The following is an 18,310-nucleotide window of genomic DNA, read 5'->3' as shown; positions in this document are numbered from 1 at the left end:
CGTCACCGGGCACGGCGCGTCGCTCCCGGCCGTGCCACCTCTCCGGCGGTGCCACCTCTCCGGTCGTCCCGCCCCTCCGGCCGTACCACCGCTCGTGTGTGCTCGACGCGCTCGACAAGGAGGCTGCCCATGTCCGCGTCCCCCTCTGCTTCCTCCCACGGCTCCCGTACCGGTGTCTGGCTGATCGGAGCCCGCGGTTCCGTCGCCACCACGGTGGTGGCGGGCTGTGCCGCCGTGACCGCGGGGCTGCACGCCCCGACCGGCATGGTCACCGAGACCCCCGACTTCGCCGGGACGGGACTGCCCGCGCTCGCGTCCCTCGTCTTCGGCGGCCACGACACCGTGGACTGTCCCCTGCCCAAGCGGGCGGAAGCCCTGGCCGCCGGGGGTGTGCTGCCGCACGGGCTGCCCTCGGCCGTGGGCGCCGAACTGGCCGCGGCCGACCGCGAGATACGCCCCGGAGGGCCGCTGCCCGGCGACACCCGCGACGAGGAGGAGCTGATCGCCGCGTTCGCCGCGGACATCACCGACTTCGCGCGACGCTCGGGAGCGGAGCGGACGGTGGTCGTGAACGTGGCCTCCACCGAGCCCGCCCCCACCGGGGGAGCCCTGCCCGCCAGCTCCCTCTACGCCGCCGCCGCCCTGCGCGCCGGCTGCCCCTACGTCAACTTCACCCCGTCGACCGGCCTGCACCACCAGGCCCTGGCCGCGCCTGCCGAGTCCTCGGGGCTGCCGTACGCCGGCCGGGACGGCAAGACCGGCCAGACCCTGCTGCGCTCGGTGCTGGGTCCGATGTTCGCGCAGCGGGCGCTGGCGGTGCGCGCCTGGTCGGGCACGAACCTGCTGGGCGGCGGTGACGGCGCCGCGCTGGCCGACCCGGCGGCGGCCGCGGCGAAGAACGCCGGCAAGGAACGCGTGCTGGCCGACACCCTCGGCGCGCCCGTCGAGGGCGAGGTCCACATCGACGACGTGCCCGCGCTCGGCGACTGGAAGACCGCCTGGGACCACATCGCCTTCGACGGCTTCCTCGGCGCCCGCATGATCCTCCAGACCACCTGGCAGGGCTGCGACTCGTCCCTCGCCGCACCGCTCGTCCTCGACCTGGCCCGCCTGGCCGCCCGCGCCCACCAGAAGGGACTGTCCGGCCCGCTCGGCGAACTGGGCTTCTTCTTCAAGGACCCGCTGGGGGACGGGCCGTCCTCCCTGGCCGAGCAGTACGGCGAGCTGAAACGCTTCGCCGGACGGCTGTCGGACGACCCGGGGGACGACCCTGGGGACGGTTCGCCGGGGGACGGCGGTGGCGGCGGCGTCGCCGTCGGGGACGGGGCGGGGCGATGAACCGCGCCGTCCCCGCGGCGCGGGACCGGTCCGCGCGGGAACCCGGAGCGACGCGGGCGCAAGCCCCCGGCCCCCGGGCCCCCGCCCCGGCCCCCGGCAGCCCCGAGCCGCGTACACCCCGGGCCGAATCCCGCGCCCCCCGCACGGACGGCGGCATCGGCGCCTGGGCCGAACTGCTGCGCCTGCCCGCCCTGTTCACCGTGCCCGGCGACGCCCTGGCCGGGGCGGCGGCGGCAGGTGCCCGCCCGGGACCCCGCACCCTGCTCGCCATCGCCTCCTCCCTGTGCCTGTACGAGGCCGGCATGGCGCTCAACGACTGGGCCGACCGCGCGGAGGACGCCGTGGAGCGCCCGCACCGCCCCCTCCCGTCCGGCCGCATCCGCCCCGCCGCCGCTCTCACCGCGGCCGGCGCCCTCACCGGCGCCGGGCTGGCGCTGGCGGCCGGTGCGGGCCGGCCCGCCCTCGCGGTCGCCGCACCGCTGGCGGTCACCGTCTGGGCCTACGACCTCGCCCTGAAGCACACGCCGGCCGGTCCCGCGGCCATGGCCGCGGCCCGCGGCCTCGACCTGCTCCTGGGCGCGGCCGCCACCGGGGGCGGCACCCGGGCCGCGCTGCCCACGGCCGCGCTGCTCGGCAGCCACACCCTCGCGGTCACCGCCGTCTCCCGGCGGGAGACCACCGGCGGCTCGGCCCTGGCACCGCTCGCCGCCCTCGCCACCACGGGGGCGCTGGCCGCTCTGGCCGCCCGCCGCCCCAACCGACTCCCGGCAGGCCGGCGGGCAGCAGCCGCCCCCGGCCTGTCGGGCTCCACTCCGGCACCGGGTGTCACCGACGCCCTCAGGACAGGGCTGAGCGCCGTGTACGCCGCGACGGCCGCCCGCCCCTACTTCCACGCCGCGCTCAACCCCTCACCCCCGCTCACCCAACGCGCCGTGGGCGGCGGCATCCGGGCCACGATCCCGCTCCAGGCCGCGCTCGCCGCCCGCTCCGGTGCCGGCGCCACGTCCCTCCTGGTCGCGGCCCTCGCCCCGGCCGGGCGGTGGTTCGCGAGGAGGACCGCCATGAGGAAGGTGAGCATCACATGACCCGGAACCCGAACCAGGAACGGAACCCCGAGCCGAACCGGGGACCGGACGAGGCCGGAGCCGCGCCCGGGGCTGGGGCCGGAGCCGGGGCTGGGGCTGGGGCCGGGTCCACTCCCGGGGACGCGGCGGGGGCCGGGAACCCGGCGGGGGGAGGGGCCGTCGCGTCCCCGCTCCGCTTCGGGTACGGCACCAACGGCCTCGCCGACCTGCGCCTCGACGACGCCCTCGCCCTCCTCGCCGACCTCGGCTACGACGGCGTGGGACTGACCCTCGACCACATGCACCTCGATCCGCTCGCCGACGACCTCGCCGCCCGCACCCGCCGGGTCGCGCGTCGACTGGACGCGCTCGGCCTGGACGTCACCGTGGAGACGGGCGCCCGCTACGTGCTCGACCCGCGCCGCAAACACGGCCCCTCCCTGCTCGACCAGGACCCGGAGGACCGCGCCCGCCGCACCGACCTCCTCGTCCGTGCCGTCGGCGTCGCCGCCGACCTCGGTGCCCACGCCGTGCACTGCTTCAGCGGCGTCACCCCCGCGGGCACGGACGAGGACACGGCCTGGAAGCGGCTGGCCGAGTCGCTCGCCCCGGTGCTGGACGCCGCCGCCACCGCGGGCGTCCCCCTCGCGGTGGAGCCGGAACCGGGACACCTCCTCTCCAGCCTCGCCGACTTCCACACCCTGCGCCGCACCCTCGGCGACCCCGAACTCCTCGGACTCACCCTGGACATCGGCCACTGCCAGTGCCTCGAACCGCTCCCTCCCGCCGACTGCGTGCGCGCCGCCGCCCCCTGGCTGCGCCACGTACAGATCGAGGACATGCGCCGCGGAGTCCACGAACACCTCCCCTTCGGTGACGGCGAGATCGACTTCCCGCCCGTCCTCGAAGCCCTCGCCGCCACCGGCTACCAGGGCCTCACCGTCGTCGAACTGCCCCGCCACTCCCACGCGGGACCCCACCACGCCGAACGCTCCCTCCCGTTCCTGCGGCGCGCCGCCCCGGCGTCACCGCCCCGCACCAACCGCTCGGGCGAGCCCTCCGCCACCCACTGAAGGGAGCCACCCCATGACGCAGCCACACGCCGCCCACGCCCACCCCGGCACCCAGGGCGCGGACGGCACCCCCGCCGGACACGCCGGACCGGACCAGGGCACCACCCCCGCCCACGTCCCGCCGGCCGAACTGCGCGCAGCGCTGGCCACCTGGCTCGACGGAGCCGCCCGCGCCTGGCTGGACCAGGCCCTCGACGAGGCCGCCGCCCACCCCGGCACCCACGGCCCCATCTCGGTGTGGGAGCTGCGCCTCGCCGAGGCCGGCCGCCGCTGCGGGCCCGCCCACGCCGACGCCGCCCGCGTCCTCGTCCTGCACGCCGCCCGCGCCGACACGGACGCCCTCAGCCGGGTCTACACCCAGGGCACCGCCGACGAACGCCGCGCAGTCCTCCACGCCCTGCCCCACCTCGTGCCGGGACCGGACGCCCTGCCGCTCGTCGAGGACGCCCTGCGCACCAACGACACCCGGCTCGTCGCCGCCGCCCTCGGCCCCTACGCCGCCCGGCACCTCGACGCCCACCAGTGGCGGCACGCCGTACTGAAGTGCCTGTTCACCGGCGTCCCCGTCGCCGCCGTGGCGGACCTCGCCCGCCGGGCCCGGGGCGACGACGAACTCGCCCGGATGCTCGCCGACTACGCCGCCGAACGCACCGCCGCGGACCGCACCGTCCCCGAAGACCTGCACCGCGTCCTGGCCCTGACCGACTCCGGACGCCCCGCGCCCGGCACGGCCGACCCCCACGGCAAGGAGTCCTGATGCGCATCTTCGACCCCCACATCCACATGACCTCCCGGACCACCGACGACTACGAGGCCATGCACGCCGCCGGCGTCCGCGCCGTCGTCGAACCCTCCTTCTGGCTGGGCCAGCCCCGCACCTCCCCCGACTCCTTCCGCGACTACTTCGACGCCCTGCTCGGCTGGGAGCCCTTCCGCGCCGCCCAGTACGGCATCGCCCACCACTGCACGATCGCCCTCAACCCCAAGGAGGCCAACGACCCCCGGTGCCTGCCCGTCCTCGACGAACTGCCCCGCTATCTCGTCAAGGACCGGGTGGTGGCGGTCGGTGAGATCGGCTACGACTCGATGACCCCCGCCGAGGACACCGCGCTCGCCACCCAGCTCCAGCTCGCCGCCGACCACGGGCTGCCCGCCCTCGTGCACACCCCGCACCGCGACAAGCTCGCCGGGCTGCGCCGCACCCTCGACGCGGTCCGCGAGTCCGCCCTGCCCACGGAGCGGGTGCTGGTCGACCACCTCAACGAGACCACCGTCAAGGAAGCCAGGGACAGCGGCGCCTGGCTCGGCTTCTCCGTCTACCCGGACACCAAGATGGACGAGGTCCGGATGGTCGCCCTGCTGCGCGAGTACGGCCCGGAGCGGGTGCTGGTGAACTCCGCCGCCGACTGGGGCAGGAGCGACCCGCTCAAGACCCGCAAGGTGGGCGACCTGATGCTCGCCGAGGGCTTCACCGAGGACGACGTGGACCGGGTGCTGTGGCGCAACCCCGTCGCCTTCTACGGGCTCAGCGGACGCCTCGAACTCGACGTGGCCGCCGGGGACGCCACGCACGAGGGCAACTCCATCCTGCGCGGCGGGGAGTGAGCCATGCGCTTCCGGCACCCCGACGGCTCCACCGTCCACCTCGCCTACTGCACCAACGTCCACCCCGCCGAAACCCTCGACGGCGTCCTCGCCCAGCTCCGCGACCACTGCGAGCCGGTCCGCAAACGCCTCGGCCGCGACCGCCTCGGCATCGGACTGTGGCTCGCCCGCGACGCCGCCCACGCCCTGGTCACCGACCCCGCCGCGCTGCGCGGCCTGCGCACCGAACTCGACCGGCGCGGCCTGGAGGTCGTCACCCTCAACGGCTTCCCCTACGAGGGCTTCGGCGCCGAAGAGGTCAAGTACCGCGTCTACAAGCCGGACTGGGCCGACCCCGAGCGCCTCGAACACACCACCTCCCTGGCCCGGCTGCTCGCCGGACTGCTGCCCGACGACGTGACGGACGGCACCATCTCCACCCTGCCGCTCGCCTGGCGCACCGCCTACGACGAGCCCCGCGCCGACCGGGCCCGCGCCGCCCTGGTCACCCTCGCCGAACGCCTCGACGCCCTCCAGGAACTGACCGGCCGCTCCATCCGCGTCGGCCTGGAACCGGAACCCGGCTGCGTCGTCGAGACCACCCATGACGCCATCGCACCGCTCACCGCGATCGCCCACGACCGCATCGGTGTCTGCGTCGACACCTGCCACCTCGCCACCTCCTTCGAAGATCCGGACACCGCCCTGGACGCCCTCACGGCCGCCCGCGTACCCGTCGTCAAGTCCCAGCTGTCCGCCGCACTGCACGCCGAACACCCCGCCGACCCCGAGGTCCGCGAAGCCCTCGCCGCCTTCGCCGAGCCGCGCTTCCTGCACCAGACCCGCACCACCACCCCCTCCGGCGGCCGGCAGGGCACCGACGACCTGGACGAGGCCCTCGCGGACGGCGGCCCGCTGCCCGCCACCGCGCCCTGGCGCGCCCACTTCCACGTCCCCCTGCACGCGGCCCCCGCCGCACCCCTCACCTCCACCCTTCCGGTACTCAAGGCCGCGCTGACCCGGCTCGTCGGCGGCCCGCACCCCCTCACCCGGCACCTGGAGGTCGAGACCTACACCTGGCAGGCCCTCCCGCCCGAGCTGCGGCCCCGCGCCCGCGCCCAGCTCACCGACGGCATCGCCGCCGAGCTGACCCTCGCCCGCGACCTGTTGACGGACCTCGGCCTGAAGGAACTGCCATGACCGGACCCACCCACTCCGACGCAACACCCCACCCCGACGGACCCACCCCCCTCCTCGTCCTGGACGTCGTCGGCCTCACTCCCCGTCTCCTCGACCACATGCCCCACCTCAAGCAGCTCGGCCAGTCCGGATCCCGCGCCCCGCTCGGCACCGTCCTGCCCGCCGTCACCTGCGCCGCCCAGTCCACCTTCCTCACCGGCACCACGCCCTCCGAACACGGCATCGTCGGCAACGGCTGGTACTTCCGCGAACTCGGCGACGTCCTGCTGTGGCGCCAGCACAACGGACTCGTCTCGGGAGACAAGCTCTGGGACGCCGCCCGCCGCGCCCACCCCGGCTACACCGTCGCCAACATCTGCTGGTGGTACGCCATGGGCGCCGACACCGACTTCACCGTCACCCCCCGTCCCGTCTACTACGCCGACGGCCGCAAGGAACCCGACTGCTACACCAGGCCTCCGGCCCTGCACGACGAACTCACCGACAAGCTCGGCACCTTCCCCCTCTTCCACTTCTGGGGACCCGGCGCGGACCTGGTCTCCAGCCAGTGGATCATCGACGCCACCCGGCACGTCATGGCCACCCGGCACCCCGACCTGACCCTCTGCTACCTCCCTCACCTCGACTACGACCTCCAGCGCTTCGGCCCCGACGACCCGCGCTCCCTCGAGGCCGCCGCCGACCTGGACGCGGCCCTGGCCCCGCTCCTCGACGACGCCCGCGCCGAGGGCCGCACCGTCGTCGCGCTCTCCGAGTACGGCATCACCCCCGTCAGCCGGCCCGTGGACATCAACCGCGCCCTGCGCCGCGCCGGACTGCTCGAGGTGCACACCCAGGACGGCATGGAGTACCTCGACCCGATGGCCTCCCGCGCCTTCGCGGTCGCCGACCACCAGATCGCCCACGTGTACGTCCGCCGCCCCGAGGACCTCGATGCGACCCGAGCCGCCCTGGAGGGGCTGCCCGGCATCGCCGAACTCCTCGACGACGAGGGCAAGAAGGCCCAGCACCTCGACCACCCGCGCGCCGGTGAACTCGTCGCCGTGGCGGAGCCGGACGCCTGGTTCACGTACTACTACTGGCTCGACGACGACCGCGCGCCCGACTTCGCGCAGCTCGTCGAGATCCACCGCAAACCCGGCTACGACCCGGTCGAGCTCTTCATGGACCCCCTCGACCCCTACGTCAAGGTCAAGGCGGCCGGCGCCCTGGCCCGCAAGAAACTCGGCATGCGCTACCGCATGGCGGTCGTGCCCCTCGACGCGTCACCTATTCGAGGCAGCCACGGCCGCCTCCCCGCGAGCGACGACGACGGTCCGCTCCTCATCTGCTCCACCCCCCGCGCTGTCGGAGGCCGCGTCGCGGCCACCGACGTGAAACAACTCCTGCTCCGGCTGGCCGGACTCGGCTGACGCACCACGTCGTACACCCGCCGAAATCCGACTACTGAGAGTGAAACACACGGCACTGACAACGGCCCGCCCGAGCCGCATCGGCGCAGGCCACGACCCAGAAGGCAGGCACCCGTGACCCCGTTCACCGACCCCTCCCGCACCGACGCCGACCCGGCCGCCGACGGACCCGGCGAGAGCCTGCGCCGCACCCTCGGCGTGAACCGGCGCCGCTTCCTCAGCACCTGCACCGCAGTGGCGGCCGGCGCCGTCGCGGCCCCCGTCTTCGGCGCCTCCCCGGCCCTCGCCCACGGCCGGGACAGAGACCACGACCACGACCACGACCACGGCCACGGCCACGGCCACGGGCACGGGCACGGGCACGGGCACGGGCAGATCCTCGTCCCGGCGGACAAGCGCGGCATCATCCTCTACACCGTCCGCGACGCCACCGCCCGCGACCCCCTCGCCTCCGACCTGCCCTCCGGCTTCCGCGAGGTCTTCAAGCAACTGGCCCGCCACGGCTACCGCCAGGTCGAGTTCGCCGGATACAACCAGCACGCCAACGCGCCGGGCGGCGCCAGCCTGGAGTCCGTCAAGGGCGCCCGGCTGCTGCGCTGCTGGCTCGACGACTACGGCCTGCGCGCCCAGGGCAACCACGGCTTCATCCCGTCCTCCTGGCCGCTGACCGAGGCGGACAAGGACACCTTCAAGAAGCACCTGGAGATCGCCAACATCCTCGGCATGGACCACATGGGCACCGGCGGCGACCCCACCGGCAGCTCCTACCGCGCCGACTGGGACGTGGCCGCCGACAAGTGGAACGCACTCGGCGCGATCGCCCACCGGGAGGGCATCAAGCTCTACACCCACAACCACGACAGCGCCTACGGCTTCCTGCTCGACGGCGGCCCGCTGGACGACCAGGGCCGGCCGACCCGCAGCTCGGGCATCCGGAAGCTCGAGTACTTCCTGAAGATCACCGACCCGAGGGTCGTCTGGCTGGAGATGGACATCTTCTGGGCGCACGTCGCCCAGTACAAGTTCCACGAGTACACCGCCCACGACGGCTCCACCAGGAAGAACGTCTTCGACCCGGCCGGTCTGGTCGTCCGCCACAACCGACGCTACCCGCTCTTCCACGCCAAGGACGGAGTCGTCAGCACCACCAACGGCATGGGCTACGACATGGTGCCCTTCGGAACCGGAGTCATCGACTACACGACGTTCTTCTCGCGCGTCGGACAGCGCAACTACCACAACCCGATGGTCGAGGACGACAACTCCCCGAGCGCCACCGACCCCGCGCAGTCACTGCGCGAGGCGAAGATCAGCTACGACGGCCTGGCGGCCCTGCGCAAGCGCCGCCACTGACCCGCGACACGGACCGGGCGGCCCCTCCCGCGTGCTTCCGTTCTAGTGGTCGTTGCAACACCCCAGCTTGAAGGGGTGCTCGATGGGCTTCGAGATCCGGAAGGACAAGCAGACCAGGGGGGCGAAGCTCCGGCGTGAGCGGGAGGAATACTTCCGGCTCGTGGACCTGGGCTACAGCAACAAAGAGGCGAGCAAGCTCGTCGGCATCAACATCCGGACCGGCCGCGAGTGGAGGAACGGCCGGCCCGAAGGACGCAAAAAGCGCCCGAGGCCACCTGCGCACATCGTGCGGGTGGCCTCGGGCGCTCCTTCGCGTTTTCTGACGGAAACCGAACGAATCCACATAGCCGACCGGGTACGGGAGAAGGCCACCGTCCGCGCCATCGCGGCGGAGCTGGGCCGCAGCCCGTCCACGATCAGCCGCGAGATCCGGCGCAACCGCAGCGTCCTGCCAGACGGCCGCTGGTACTACCGGCCCCACGCGGCCCAGCGGCGGGCCGACGCCCGCCGGCCACGTCCCAAGCCGGGCAGGATCGGCCAGAACCCGGAGCTGCGAGACTTCATCCAGGACCATCTCACCAAGCGCTGGAGCCCGGAGCAGATCTGCCACGCTCTGCGCAGACGCTTCCCTGACCGGCCGGAGATGCACGTGGTCCACGAGACGATCTACCAGGCCCTCTACGTCCAGGGCCGCGGAGAACTTCGGCGAGAACTGACCCGGGCCCTGCGTTCTGGGCGGGTCCGCCGCAGGCCGCACCGCCAGGCCGCCAAGCGCCAGCCGCGGTTCACCGGCAACATGCTGATGATCAGCGACCGGCCGGCCGAGGCCGCCGACCGTGCCGTCCCCGGGCACTGGGAGGGGGACCTCATCGTCGGCGCCCGGCACAAGTCCGCGATCGGCACCCTGGTCGAACGCGCCACCCGGTACGTCATGCTGGTCCACCTGCCGGACGGCCACCAAGCCGAGCACTTTCACAAGGCCCTGGCCGAGACCGTCGCCCAACTTCCGCCCCACCTGCGGCGGTCGCTGACGTGGGACCAGGGCAACGAGATGGCCAGCCACCACGTCTTCTCCACGGCAACCGACATGCCGGTCTACTTCTGCAACCCCGGCAGTCCCTGGCAGCGCGGCTCGAACGAAAACACCAACGGCCTGCTCCGGCAGTACTTCCCCAAGGGCACCAACCTCGCCCAGCACAGCCGCGAGGACCTCGACACGGTCGCGGCCGAGCTCAACGCCAGACCGCGAAAGACGCTCGGCTGGGAAACCCCAGCCGAGCGCCTCGCTAAGCTCCTGGCGACAACCAGTTGATCACTGTGTTGCGACGATCCCTGGAATCTGCCGTGCTGGGGGAGGGGCCGCCCGGTCCGTGCGAAGAAGCCTCCGTCGGGTCATCCCTCGCCGAGCGGCTGGGGATTCGGAGTGACGCGCTTGCCCTTCGGGCGCCCCGGAGGCCGCAGGGACAGCGCCACGAACCCGGCGAAGATCGAGATACTGCCCGCCAGGCTGAAGGCGCCGTTGTAGCCCCAGACGCCGACGACCACGGAACCCATGCCCGCGCCGAGGCCGGAGACGAGCTTGGAGCTGTAGACCATCCCGTAGTTGGTGGCGTTGTTGTTCTCGCCGAAGTAGTCCGCCGTCAGCGCCGCGAACATCGGGAAGATGGCGCCACCGCCGAAACCGGAGACGGCGGAGAAGACCAGGAACAGCGGCAGGTTCTTGATCTCGGCCGACCAGATGATGCCGAACTGGGCCAGGCCCAGGATCGCGCACACATAGAGCAGGCACTGCTTGCGGCCGTAGAGGTCGGAGAGCCAGCCGATGACGCCGCGCCCGGTGCCGTTGACGATCGCCTTCAGCGACATCGCGGCGGCCACGATCCCGGCCGCGAAGCCCGCCTCCTCCCCGATGTCGACCTGGAAGGCGATGCCGAAGATGTTCACACCGGAGGTACAGGCGAGACAGAACCACATGAGCGCCACCCGACCGGTCTTCCAGGCCTCCATCGGGGAGTACTGCTTGACGGCCGGGGGATTCTTCTCCAGCGAACGCCGGGCCCGCGGGTCGGCCGGCGGGTTCAGCGGGTCGACGGTGGACGGCCACCAGTTCTTCGGCGGGTCCCGGAAGTAGAACCCGGCGATCGCCACCATCGCCGCGAGGAAGACACCCGCGGAAACCAGCACCCAGCGGAAGTTGGAGGTGTCCATGTAGCCGTGGAAGATGAAGACGAACGGCACCGAGCCGTAGGCGAAACCGCCGTTGACGAAGCCGGTCTTCCCGCCCCGGCGCTCCGGGTACCACTTGCCGACCATGTTGACGCAGGTCGCGTACACCATGCCGGCACCCATGCCGCTGAACACGCCGAACCCGATGAAGGCGAGCGAGACGTGCGGCGCGAACGCCAGCGACAGATAGCCCAGCAGCGTGCCGGCCGACCCCAGCATCATCGCCCAGCGCGCCGGGAGCCTGCCGCTCTCCCGCAGCCGCCCCGCCGGAAACGCGACCGCGGCCTGGCAGAACACCCAGGCGGTCATCATCCAGTAGATGCTGCCGCTGGACCAGTGCTGGGCCTCGTGCAGCGTGTCCTCGGCGGACGCGAACGCGTACTCGGCGGAGGAGATGCCCATCATCCCGATCCAGGGCAGGATCACCATCCACTTGCGCTTGCGCCCCATGATGTCGATGTCGGACTCGCCCACGCGATAGACGCGTCCGTTCCTGTCGGTCACCTCCCGGTAGGCGGCGACCTGTGTGACATCGGTGGTTGTCATGTCGATTGCACCCCTAGCGTCGAAAGATCTGGCCAGCGCCCCCTGTCCAATGCCTTTCGTGCGCGCGCGGGTCCCCGGGGCCGGCCGACGCGCACCCGTCGGCCGGCCCCTCGCCGTCTCACGTCATGAACCGCCCCCCAACAGGCCCGCGGCCCGCGCCCACCGGTACTTGGCGCCCAGCACCGCCACCGGCTTCTCGGTCGTGTACGGGTACGCCACGACCCCGCGTTCGAAGAGGTACTGGCACGCCTCCTCCACCTCCACGTCGCCCGCGAGGGAGGCCACCACGGGCTTCTCGACGCCGCGCGCACGGAACTCCTCCACCACGCGCGCGGTGAGTTCGGCGAACACCATGGGAGGCGTCACGATGGTGTGCCAGTAGCCGAGGACGAGCGCGTGGATGCGCGGGTCCTCCAGGCCGAGCCGGATCGTCGCCTCGTACGTCGACGGCGGCTCGCCCCCGGTGATGTCCACCGGGTTGCCCGCCGCACCGAACGGCGGGATGAAGGCGCGGAACGCCGTGTCCAGGTCGGGCGGTATCTCCATCAGCGACAGCCCGTTGTCCGTCACCGCGTCGGACAGCAGCACCCCGCTGCCCCCGGCCCCGGTGATGATCACCACGTTGTCGCCCCGGGGAGCGGGGAGCACCGGCAACGCGCGCGCGTACTCCAGCATCTCGTTCAGCCCCGGCGCCCGGATGACGCCGGCCTGGCGCAGGATGTCGTCGTACACGGCGTCGTCCCCGGCGAGCGCCCCGGTGTGCGATCCGGCGGCCTTCGCGCCCGCCGCCGTACGGCCCGCCTTGAGCACCACGACCGGCTTCCTCGGCACGGTCGCCCGCGCGGCCTCCACGAAGGCGCGGCCGTCCTTGAGGTCCTCCAGGTGCATCGCGATGCACTCGGTGTGCGGGTCCTCGCCGAACCAGGTCAGCAGGTCGTCCTCGTCCAGGTCCGACTTGTTGCCCAGGCCCACGATCGCCGACACGCCGGTCTTCGTGGTCCGCGCGAAGCCCAGGATGGCCATGCCGATGCCGCCCGACTGCGAGGTCAGCGCGACGCCGCCCTTGACGTCGTACGGCGTGCAGAACGTGGCGCACAGGTCCTGCCAGGTCGAGTAGTAGCCGTAGATGTTCGGACCCAGCAGCCGGATGCCGTGCCGTTCGGCGACCGCCACTATCTCGTCCTGGAGCGCCTGTTCCCCGGTCTCGGCGAAACCGGAGGGGATGAGGACGGCGTTCGGGATCCGTTTGCGCCCCACCTCTTCCAGGGCCGCCGCCACGAACCGCGCGGGGATCGCGAAGACCGCCACATCCACCTCGCCGGGAACGTCGGTGACACTCTTGTACGCCTTGCGGCCCAAGATGTCATCGGCCTTGGGGTTCACCGGGTGGATCTCGCCCGCGAAACCGCCGTCGACGAGGTTGCGCATCACCGAGTTGCCGATCTTCCCCGGCTCGCCCGACGCGCCGATCACCGCGACCGAAGCGGGCTGCATCAGGCGGCGCATCGAGGTGAGGATCTCCTCGCGCGTGTACCGGCGCCGCTCCTTCGGCGTGTCGGTCGCGAGGATCACCCTGATGTCGGCGGCGACCGCACCCTCGGGCGTGGCGATCACCGGGTTGAGGTCCACCTCGGCGATCTCCGGGAAGTCGGCGACCAGCTCGGAGACCCGGCGGATCTGCTCCGCCACCGCCCACCGGTCCACCCCGGCCTGCCCGCGCACCCCGCGCAGCACCTCGGCCGCCCGGATCGAGTCCAGCATGGACAGCGCCTCGTCGGCGTCCACGGGCGCCAGCCGGAAGGTGACGTCCTTCAGCACCTCGACCAGCACCCCGCCGAGCCCGAACGCCACCACCTTGCCGAACGTCGGGTCGGTGACCGCCCCGACGATGACCTCCTGCCCCTGCGGCAGCAGCTCTTGAATCTGCACGCCCTCGATCCGCGCGGAGGCGTCGTACGCGCGCGCGTTGTCGACGATCCGGCAGAACGCCGCCCGCACGTCCGCCGCGCCCTCCACCCCGACGACCACACCGCCGGCGTCGGTCTTGTGCAGGATGTCCGGCGAGACGATCTTCATCACCACCGGCCCGCCGAACCGCGCAGCGCACGCCACCGCCTCGTCCACGTCCCGCGCCAGCTCCTCGCCCGGTACGGCGATCCCGTAGGCGTCCGCGAGCACCTTGCCCTCGGGGGCGGTGAGCGCGGTGCGCCCCTCGGCCCGTACGGCGTCCAGAAGTCCGCGCACCCGTGCCCGGCGGTCCTCGGCCATCACGTCAGATCACCCCGTTCGACTTGAGCAGCCGCAGTTCCTCGTCGCCGAGGCCCAGCTCCCCGACGTAGACCTCTTCGTTGTGCTCGCCGAGCAGCGGGGAACTGGTCACCTCCACCGGGGAGTCCGAGAGCTTCAGCGGGCTGCCCACGGTCACGAACTCGCCCCGCTCGGGGTGGGGGACGGTGACGACCATCTCGTTGGCGACCAGGGAGTCGTCCTCGATGATCTCCTTCGTGGACAGGATCGGTCCGCACGGGACGTTGTGGGCGTTCAGCCGCTCCAGCACCTCCCACTTGGGCAGCGTGGACGACCACTCCTCGATCAGCTGGAACATCTTGTTCAGCTTCGGCAGCCTGGCCTGCGGGGTCGCCCACTCGGGGTCGTCCGCCAGCTCGGGCCGGCCGATCAGCTCGCTCAAGGGCCGCCAGCCGACCGGCTGGACGATGACGTACACGTAGTCGTTGGGTCCGCCCGGCGCGCACTTGACCGCCCAGCCCGGCTGCCCGCCGCCGGACGCGTTCCCGGACCTGGGAACCTCGTCGCCGAAGTCCTCGTTGGGATATTCGGCGAGTGGACCATGGCTCAGGCGCTGCTGGTCGCGGAGCTTCACCCGGCAGAGGTTGAGCACCGCGTGCTGCATGGCCACGTTCACCCGCTGGCCACGTCCGGTGTGCTCCCGCTGGTACAGGGCGGCGAGGATGCCGGCCACGACGTGGACGCCCGTGCCCGAGTCCCCGATCTGGGCCCCGGTCGCCAGCGGCGGCCCGTCCTCGAAACCGGTGGTGGACATCGATCCGCCCATGGCCTGCGCGACGACCTCGTACGCCTTGAACGCGGTGTACGGGCCCTCGCCGAACCCCTTGATGGAGGCGTAGACGATCCGTGGATTGATCTCCTTGATGCGGTCCCAGGTGAAGCCCATCCGGTCGATCGCGCCCGGTCCGAAGTTCTCGACCATGACGTCGGAGCGCCGGATCAGCTCGGTGAGGATCTCCTTGCCGCGCTCGGTCTTGGTGTTGAGGGTGATGCTCCGCTTGTTGCAGTTGAGCATCGTGAAGTAGAGGGAGTCGACGTCCGGCAGATCGCGGAGCTGCCCCCGCGTGATGTCGCCGTGCGGCGCCTCCAGCTTCACGACGTCCGCACCGAGCCAGGCGAGCAGCTGGGTGGCGGAGGGCCCGGACTGCACGTGCGTCATGTCCAGGACGCGGATGCCCTCAAGAGCCTTCGCAGGCGTGCCTGTCATGGGGGGTCACCTCACTTGTACATCGTCTGGTTCATGGTTCCGGGGGCGTACGCGTCCGGGTCCACCCAGACGTTGATCAGGGACGGCTTGCCGGACTCCCGGGCCCGGCGCAGCGCGGGGCCGATGTCGGCGGGGTCGCGGACCTCCTCGCCGTGGCCGCCCAGCATCCGGGCGAACGCGTCGTAGGGCACGTCGCCGAGGGTGTTGCCGACCCGCTCGCGCTCCTTGCCGTACTTGACGGCCTGGCCGTAGCGGATCTGGTTCATCGAGGAGTTGTTGCCGACGATGCCGACGAAGGGGAGGTCGTAGCGGACGAGGGTCTCGAAGTCCCAGCCGGTGAGGGAGAAGGCGCCGTCGCCGAAGAGGGCGACGACCTCCTTGTCGGGCCGCGCCTGCTTGGCGGCCAGCACGAAGGGGACACCGACGCCGAGCGTGCCCAGCGGCCCCGGGTCCATCCAGTGGCCCGGCGACTTGGGCTGCACGACCTGACCGGAGAAGGTGACGATGTCGCCGCCGTCGCCGATGTAGATCGAGTCCTCGGTGAGGAAATCGTTGATCTCGCTGACCAGCCGGTACGGGTGGATGGGGGAGGCGTCCGACCTGAGCTGCGGCAGCCGCTTGTCCAGGGCCGTCCGCTCGGCCGCGCGCAGCTCGTCCAGCCACTCCTTGCGCTTCGCCGCGCCCCCGTTGATCCGTCCGGACGCGGCCTCGGTCACCGACTTCAGCACCAGCCCCGCGTCGCCGACGATGCCGAGGTCGATGTCGCGGTTCTTGCCGACGGTGCGGTAGTCGAGGTCGATCTGCACGACGGTCGCGTCCGGGGAGAGCCGCTTGCCGTAGCCCATCCGGAAGTCGAGGGGCGTGCCGACGATCACGATCACGTCGGCGTTGGAGAAGGCGTAGCGGCGCGAGAGCTGGAAGTGGTGCGGGTCGCCGGGCGGCAGGGTGCCGCGGCCGGCGCCGTTCATGTACGCCGGGACGTTGAGGGTGCGGACCAGCTCGACGGCGGCCTCGGTCGCGCGGGTCGTCCACACCTGGCTGCCGAGCAGGATGGCCGGCTTCTCGGCGTGCACCAGCAGGTCGGCGAGCCTCTCGACGGCCTCGGGGTCACCGGCCGACCGGGTGGAGGCGCGGTAGGCCCCGGCCCGCGGCACCCGCGCCTTCTCCGTCGGCACCTTGGCGTCCAGCACGTCGCGCGGGATCTCCAGGAAGGAGGGCCCCGGGGCCCCGTGGTAGCACTCGCGGAAGGCCATCGACACCATGTCGGCGGCGCGGGCCGTGTCCGGCACGGTCGCCGCGAACTTGGTGATCGGCGTCATCATGTCGACGTGCGGCAGGTCCTGGAGTGACCCCATCTTGTGCTGGGTGTGGGCGCCCTGGCCGCCGATCAGCAGCATCGGCGACTCGGCGCGGAAGGCGTTGGCGACCCCGGTGACGGCGTCGGTGGTGCCCGGCCCGGCGGTGACGACCGCGCAGCCGGGCCTGCCGGTGATACGGGCGTATCCGTCGGCGGCGTGCGCGGCGACCTGCTCGTGGCGTACGTCGACGACCTCGATGCCCTCGTCGACGCAACCGTCGTAGATGTCGATGATGTGGCCGCCGCACAGCGTGTAGATGCGGTCGACCCCCTCTGCCTTGAGTGCCTTGGCAACGAGGTGGCCGCCGGAGATGACGTCCTGGGTGTCGTCGGGCATGGCGAAGTCCTGTCCCTTCACGAGGGGTTGGGGCGCTCTCGCGGTACATTGCATACAGTCGACGAATACTGTATGAAGCTTGTTATCCCGCATCCGGTGGGTGGTGTCCAGGGGGCGTGCGGCACTTTCAGTCAGGAGCCGAGATGGACCTGTACGAACACCAGGCAAGGGAACTCTTCAAGGAACACGGGATCGTGGTCCCGAGGGCCGAGGTCACCGACTCGCCCGAACGGGCCCGGGAGATCGCCCGCGCACTCGGCGGACGCGCCGTCGTCAAGGCGCAGGTGAAGACCGGCGGGCGTGGCAAGGCGGGCGGCGTGCGGCTCGCCGCCGACCCCGCCGAGGCGGAGGAGGCGGCACGGCACATCCTCGGCATGGACATCAAGGGCCACACGGTCGACACCGTCATGCTGGCCGAACCCTGCGCCATCGAGCGGGAGTTCTACGTCTCCTACGTCCTCGACCGGGCGTCCGGCGGCTTCCTCGCCATCGCCTCCGCGGAGGGCGGCACGGAGATCGAGGAGGTCGCCGCCCGGCGGCCCGAGGCCGTGGCACGCATCCCCGTCGACCCCGCCACGGGCGTGCACACGGCCACCGCGGTACGCATCGCCGACGCCGCGGGCCTGCCCCCGCAGACCGTCGACACCCTCGTGCGGCTGTGGAAGGTGATGGTCCGCGAGGACGCCCTCCTCGTCGAGGTCAACCCGCTGGTCAGGACGGTCGAGGGCCGGATCGTGGCCCTCGACGGCAAGGTCACCCTCGACGACAACGCCCGCTTCCGTCAGTCGCGTTGGGGTGAGGAGAAGCATGCCTGCGCCGACTCGCTGGAGGCGCGGGCCGGCGCCAAGGGCCTCAACTACGTCAAGCTCGACGGCGAGGTCGGCGTCATCGGCAACGGCGCCGGGCTGGTCATGTCGACACTCGACGTGGTCGCCGGCTGCGGCGCCCGCCCCGCCAACTTCCTCGACATCGGCGGCGGCGCCTCCGCCCGGATCATGGCCGACGGACTGTCGGTCATCCTCTCCGACCCCGGCGTGAAGTCCGTCCTCGTCAACGTCTTCGGCGGCATTACCGCCTGCGACGCGGTCGCCGACGGCATCGTCCGGGCCCTCGACGAGGTCCGGCCGACCAAGCCGCTCGTCGTACGCCTCGACGGCAACAACGCCGCCCGGGGCCGGGCCCTGCTCGACGCACGCGCGCACCCCCTGGTCGAACAGGCCACCACCATGGACGGCGCCGCCCGCCGTGCCGCCCGGCTCGCCACCGCGGCAGCCACCCCCGGACAGGCCGGATAAGGAGACAGGAC

The 18,310-nt window shown here is 72.3% G+C and carries 14 protein-coding genes; 10 read left to right on the top strand and 4 right to left on the bottom strand.

Annotation, left to right across the window (positions count from 1 at the left end):
- The first annotated feature begins 129 nt into the window (after nt 1-129).
- The 9 genes from OHA99_RS04765 (at nt 130) to OHA99_RS04725 (ending at nt 10,336) form a co-directional block, all read left to right on the top strand.
- Entirely contained in the window at nt 130-1,338 is a 1,209-nt protein-coding gene (locus OHA99_RS04765) for an inositol-3-phosphate synthase (RefSeq protein ID WP_228126054.1), read from the top strand.
- Nucleotides 1,335-2,423, top strand: coding sequence for an SCO3242 family prenyltransferase (locus OHA99_RS04760; RefSeq protein ID WP_153176994.1), 1,089 nt, complete (start codon nt 1,335-1,337; stop codon nt 2,421-2,423). The genes OHA99_RS04765 and OHA99_RS04760 overlap by 4 nt, the downstream gene beginning before the upstream one ends.
- Nucleotides 2,420-3,475, top strand: a complete 1,056-nt coding sequence (locus OHA99_RS04755) for a sugar phosphate isomerase/epimerase family protein (protein WP_405694287.1) — start codon at nt 2,420-2,422, stop codon at nt 3,473-3,475. The genes OHA99_RS04760 and OHA99_RS04755 overlap by 4 nt, the downstream gene beginning before the upstream one ends.
- A gap of 13 nt (nt 3,476-3,488) precedes the next feature.
- Nucleotides 3,489-4,232, top strand: a complete 744-nt coding sequence (locus tag OHA99_RS04750; RefSeq protein WP_405694284.1) for an EboA domain-containing protein — start codon at nt 3,489-3,491, stop codon at nt 4,230-4,232.
- The gene (locus tag OHA99_RS04745) at nt 4,232-5,080 is read left to right on the top strand and encodes a TatD family hydrolase (protein WP_153176991.1); all 849 of its coding nucleotides are present in this window, start codon (nt 4,232-4,234) and stop codon (nt 5,078-5,080) included. The genes OHA99_RS04750 and OHA99_RS04745 overlap by 1 nt, the downstream gene beginning before the upstream one ends.
- A 3-nt stretch (nt 5,081-5,083) precedes the next feature.
- Complete coding sequence (gene eboE, locus OHA99_RS04740) at nt 5,084-6,259, top strand: metabolite traffic protein EboE (protein ID WP_164381823.1); 1,176 nt, start codon at nt 5,084-5,086, stop codon at nt 6,257-6,259.
- Nucleotides 6,256-7,671, top strand: a complete 1,416-nt coding sequence (locus OHA99_RS04735; RefSeq protein ID WP_405694280.1) for a nucleotide pyrophosphatase/phosphodiesterase family protein — start codon at nt 6,256-6,258, stop codon at nt 7,669-7,671. The genes eboE and OHA99_RS04735 overlap by 4 nt, the downstream gene beginning before the upstream one ends.
- A gap of 114 nt (nt 7,672-7,785) precedes the next feature.
- Nucleotides 7,786-9,024, top strand: coding sequence for a sugar phosphate isomerase/epimerase family protein (locus tag OHA99_RS04730; protein WP_405694277.1), 1,239 nt, complete (start codon nt 7,786-7,788; stop codon nt 9,022-9,024).
- A gap of 82 nt (nt 9,025-9,106) precedes the next feature.
- On the top strand, nt 9,107-10,336 hold the full coding sequence (locus OHA99_RS04725; RefSeq protein ID WP_405694274.1) for an IS30 family transposase: 1,230 nt from the start codon (nt 9,107-9,109) through the stop codon (nt 10,334-10,336).
- A gap of 80 nt (nt 10,337-10,416) precedes the next feature.
- Here OHA99_RS04725 and OHA99_RS04720 read toward each other — a convergent pair whose 3' ends face one another.
- The 4 genes from OHA99_RS04720 to OHA99_RS04705 all read right to left on the bottom strand — a co-directional run bounded on the left by OHA99_RS04720 (nt 10,417) and on the right by OHA99_RS04705 (nt 17,004).
- Nucleotides 10,417-11,796, bottom strand: a complete 1,380-nt coding sequence (locus OHA99_RS04720) for an OFA family MFS transporter (RefSeq protein WP_194279861.1) — start codon at nt 11,794-11,796, stop codon at nt 10,417-10,419.
- Nucleotides 11,797-11,919: 123 nt separating this feature from the next.
- On the bottom strand, nt 11,920-14,064 hold the full coding sequence (locus OHA99_RS04715; protein WP_153176986.1) for an acetate--CoA ligase family protein: 2,145 nt from the start codon (nt 14,062-14,064) through the stop codon (nt 11,920-11,922).
- A gap of 4 nt (nt 14,065-14,068) precedes the next feature.
- A complete protein-coding gene (frc, locus tag OHA99_RS04710) occupies nt 14,069-15,310 on the bottom strand; it encodes a formyl-CoA transferase (RefSeq protein WP_153176985.1) in 1,242 nt (413 codons plus the stop codon).
- 11 nt (nt 15,311-15,321) lie between these two features.
- Nucleotides 15,322-17,004, bottom strand: a complete 1,683-nt coding sequence (locus OHA99_RS04705) for a thiamine pyrophosphate-binding protein (protein WP_153176984.1) — start codon at nt 17,002-17,004, stop codon at nt 15,322-15,324.
- Between the two features lie 143 nt (nt 17,005-17,147).
- Between OHA99_RS04705 and sucC the strand changes: the two genes are divergently transcribed.
- Nucleotides 17,148-18,299, top strand: coding sequence for an ADP-forming succinate--CoA ligase subunit beta (gene sucC / locus OHA99_RS04700; protein ID WP_153176983.1), 1,152 nt, complete (start codon nt 17,148-17,150; stop codon nt 18,297-18,299).
- Nucleotides 18,300-18,310: the final 11 nt, after the last annotated feature.

Source organism: Streptomyces coelicoflavus (assembly GCF_045041415.1).
In the GTDB taxonomy this organism is placed as follows: Bacteria; Actinomycetota; Actinomycetes; order Streptomycetales; family Streptomycetaceae; genus Streptomyces; species Streptomyces coelicoflavus.
The sequence above is the reverse complement of the archived record's forward strand: the minus strand, read 5'-3'. Positions and strand labels throughout refer to the sequence as shown.

Excerpts from the sequence above, each read along its gene's own strand:
- OHA99_RS04765 (WP_228126054.1), top strand. The coding sequence starts at position 130 with ATGTCCGCGTCCCCCTCTGCTTCCTCCCACGGCTCCCGTACCGGTGTC.
- OHA99_RS04760 (WP_153176994.1), top strand. The coding sequence starts at position 1,335 with ATGAACCGCGCCGTCCCCGCGGCGCGGGACCGGTCCGCGCGGGAACCC.
- OHA99_RS04755 (WP_405694287.1), top strand. The coding sequence starts at position 2,420 with ATGACCCGGAACCCGAACCAGGAACGGAACCCCGAGCCGAACCGGGGA.
- OHA99_RS04750 (WP_405694284.1), top strand. The coding sequence starts at position 3,489 with ATGACGCAGCCACACGCCGCCCACGCCCACCCCGGCACCCAGGGCGCG.
- OHA99_RS04745 (WP_153176991.1), top strand. The coding sequence starts at position 4,232 with ATGCGCATCTTCGACCCCCACATCCACATGACCTCCCGGACCACCGAC.
- eboE (WP_164381823.1), top strand. The coding sequence starts at position 5,084 with ATGCGCTTCCGGCACCCCGACGGCTCCACCGTCCACCTCGCCTACTGC.
- OHA99_RS04735 (WP_405694280.1), top strand. The coding sequence starts at position 6,256 with ATGACCGGACCCACCCACTCCGACGCAACACCCCACCCCGACGGACCC.
- OHA99_RS04725 (WP_405694274.1), top strand. The coding sequence starts at position 9,107 with ATGGGCTTCGAGATCCGGAAGGACAAGCAGACCAGGGGGGCGAAGCTC.
- OHA99_RS04720 (WP_194279861.1), bottom strand. The coding sequence starts at position 11,796 with ATGACAACCACCGATGTCACACAGGTCGCCGCCTACCGGGAGGTGACC.
- OHA99_RS04715 (WP_153176986.1), bottom strand. The coding sequence starts at position 14,064 with ATGGCCGAGGACCGCCGGGCACGGGTGCGCGGACTTCTGGACGCCGTA.
- frc (WP_153176985.1), bottom strand. The coding sequence starts at position 15,310 with ATGACAGGCACGCCTGCGAAGGCTCTTGAGGGCATCCGCGTCCTGGAC.
- OHA99_RS04705 (WP_153176984.1), bottom strand. The coding sequence starts at position 17,004 with ATGCCCGACGACACCCAGGACGTCATCTCCGGCGGCCACCTCGTTGCC.
- sucC (WP_153176983.1), top strand. The coding sequence starts at position 17,148 with ATGGACCTGTACGAACACCAGGCAAGGGAACTCTTCAAGGAACACGGG.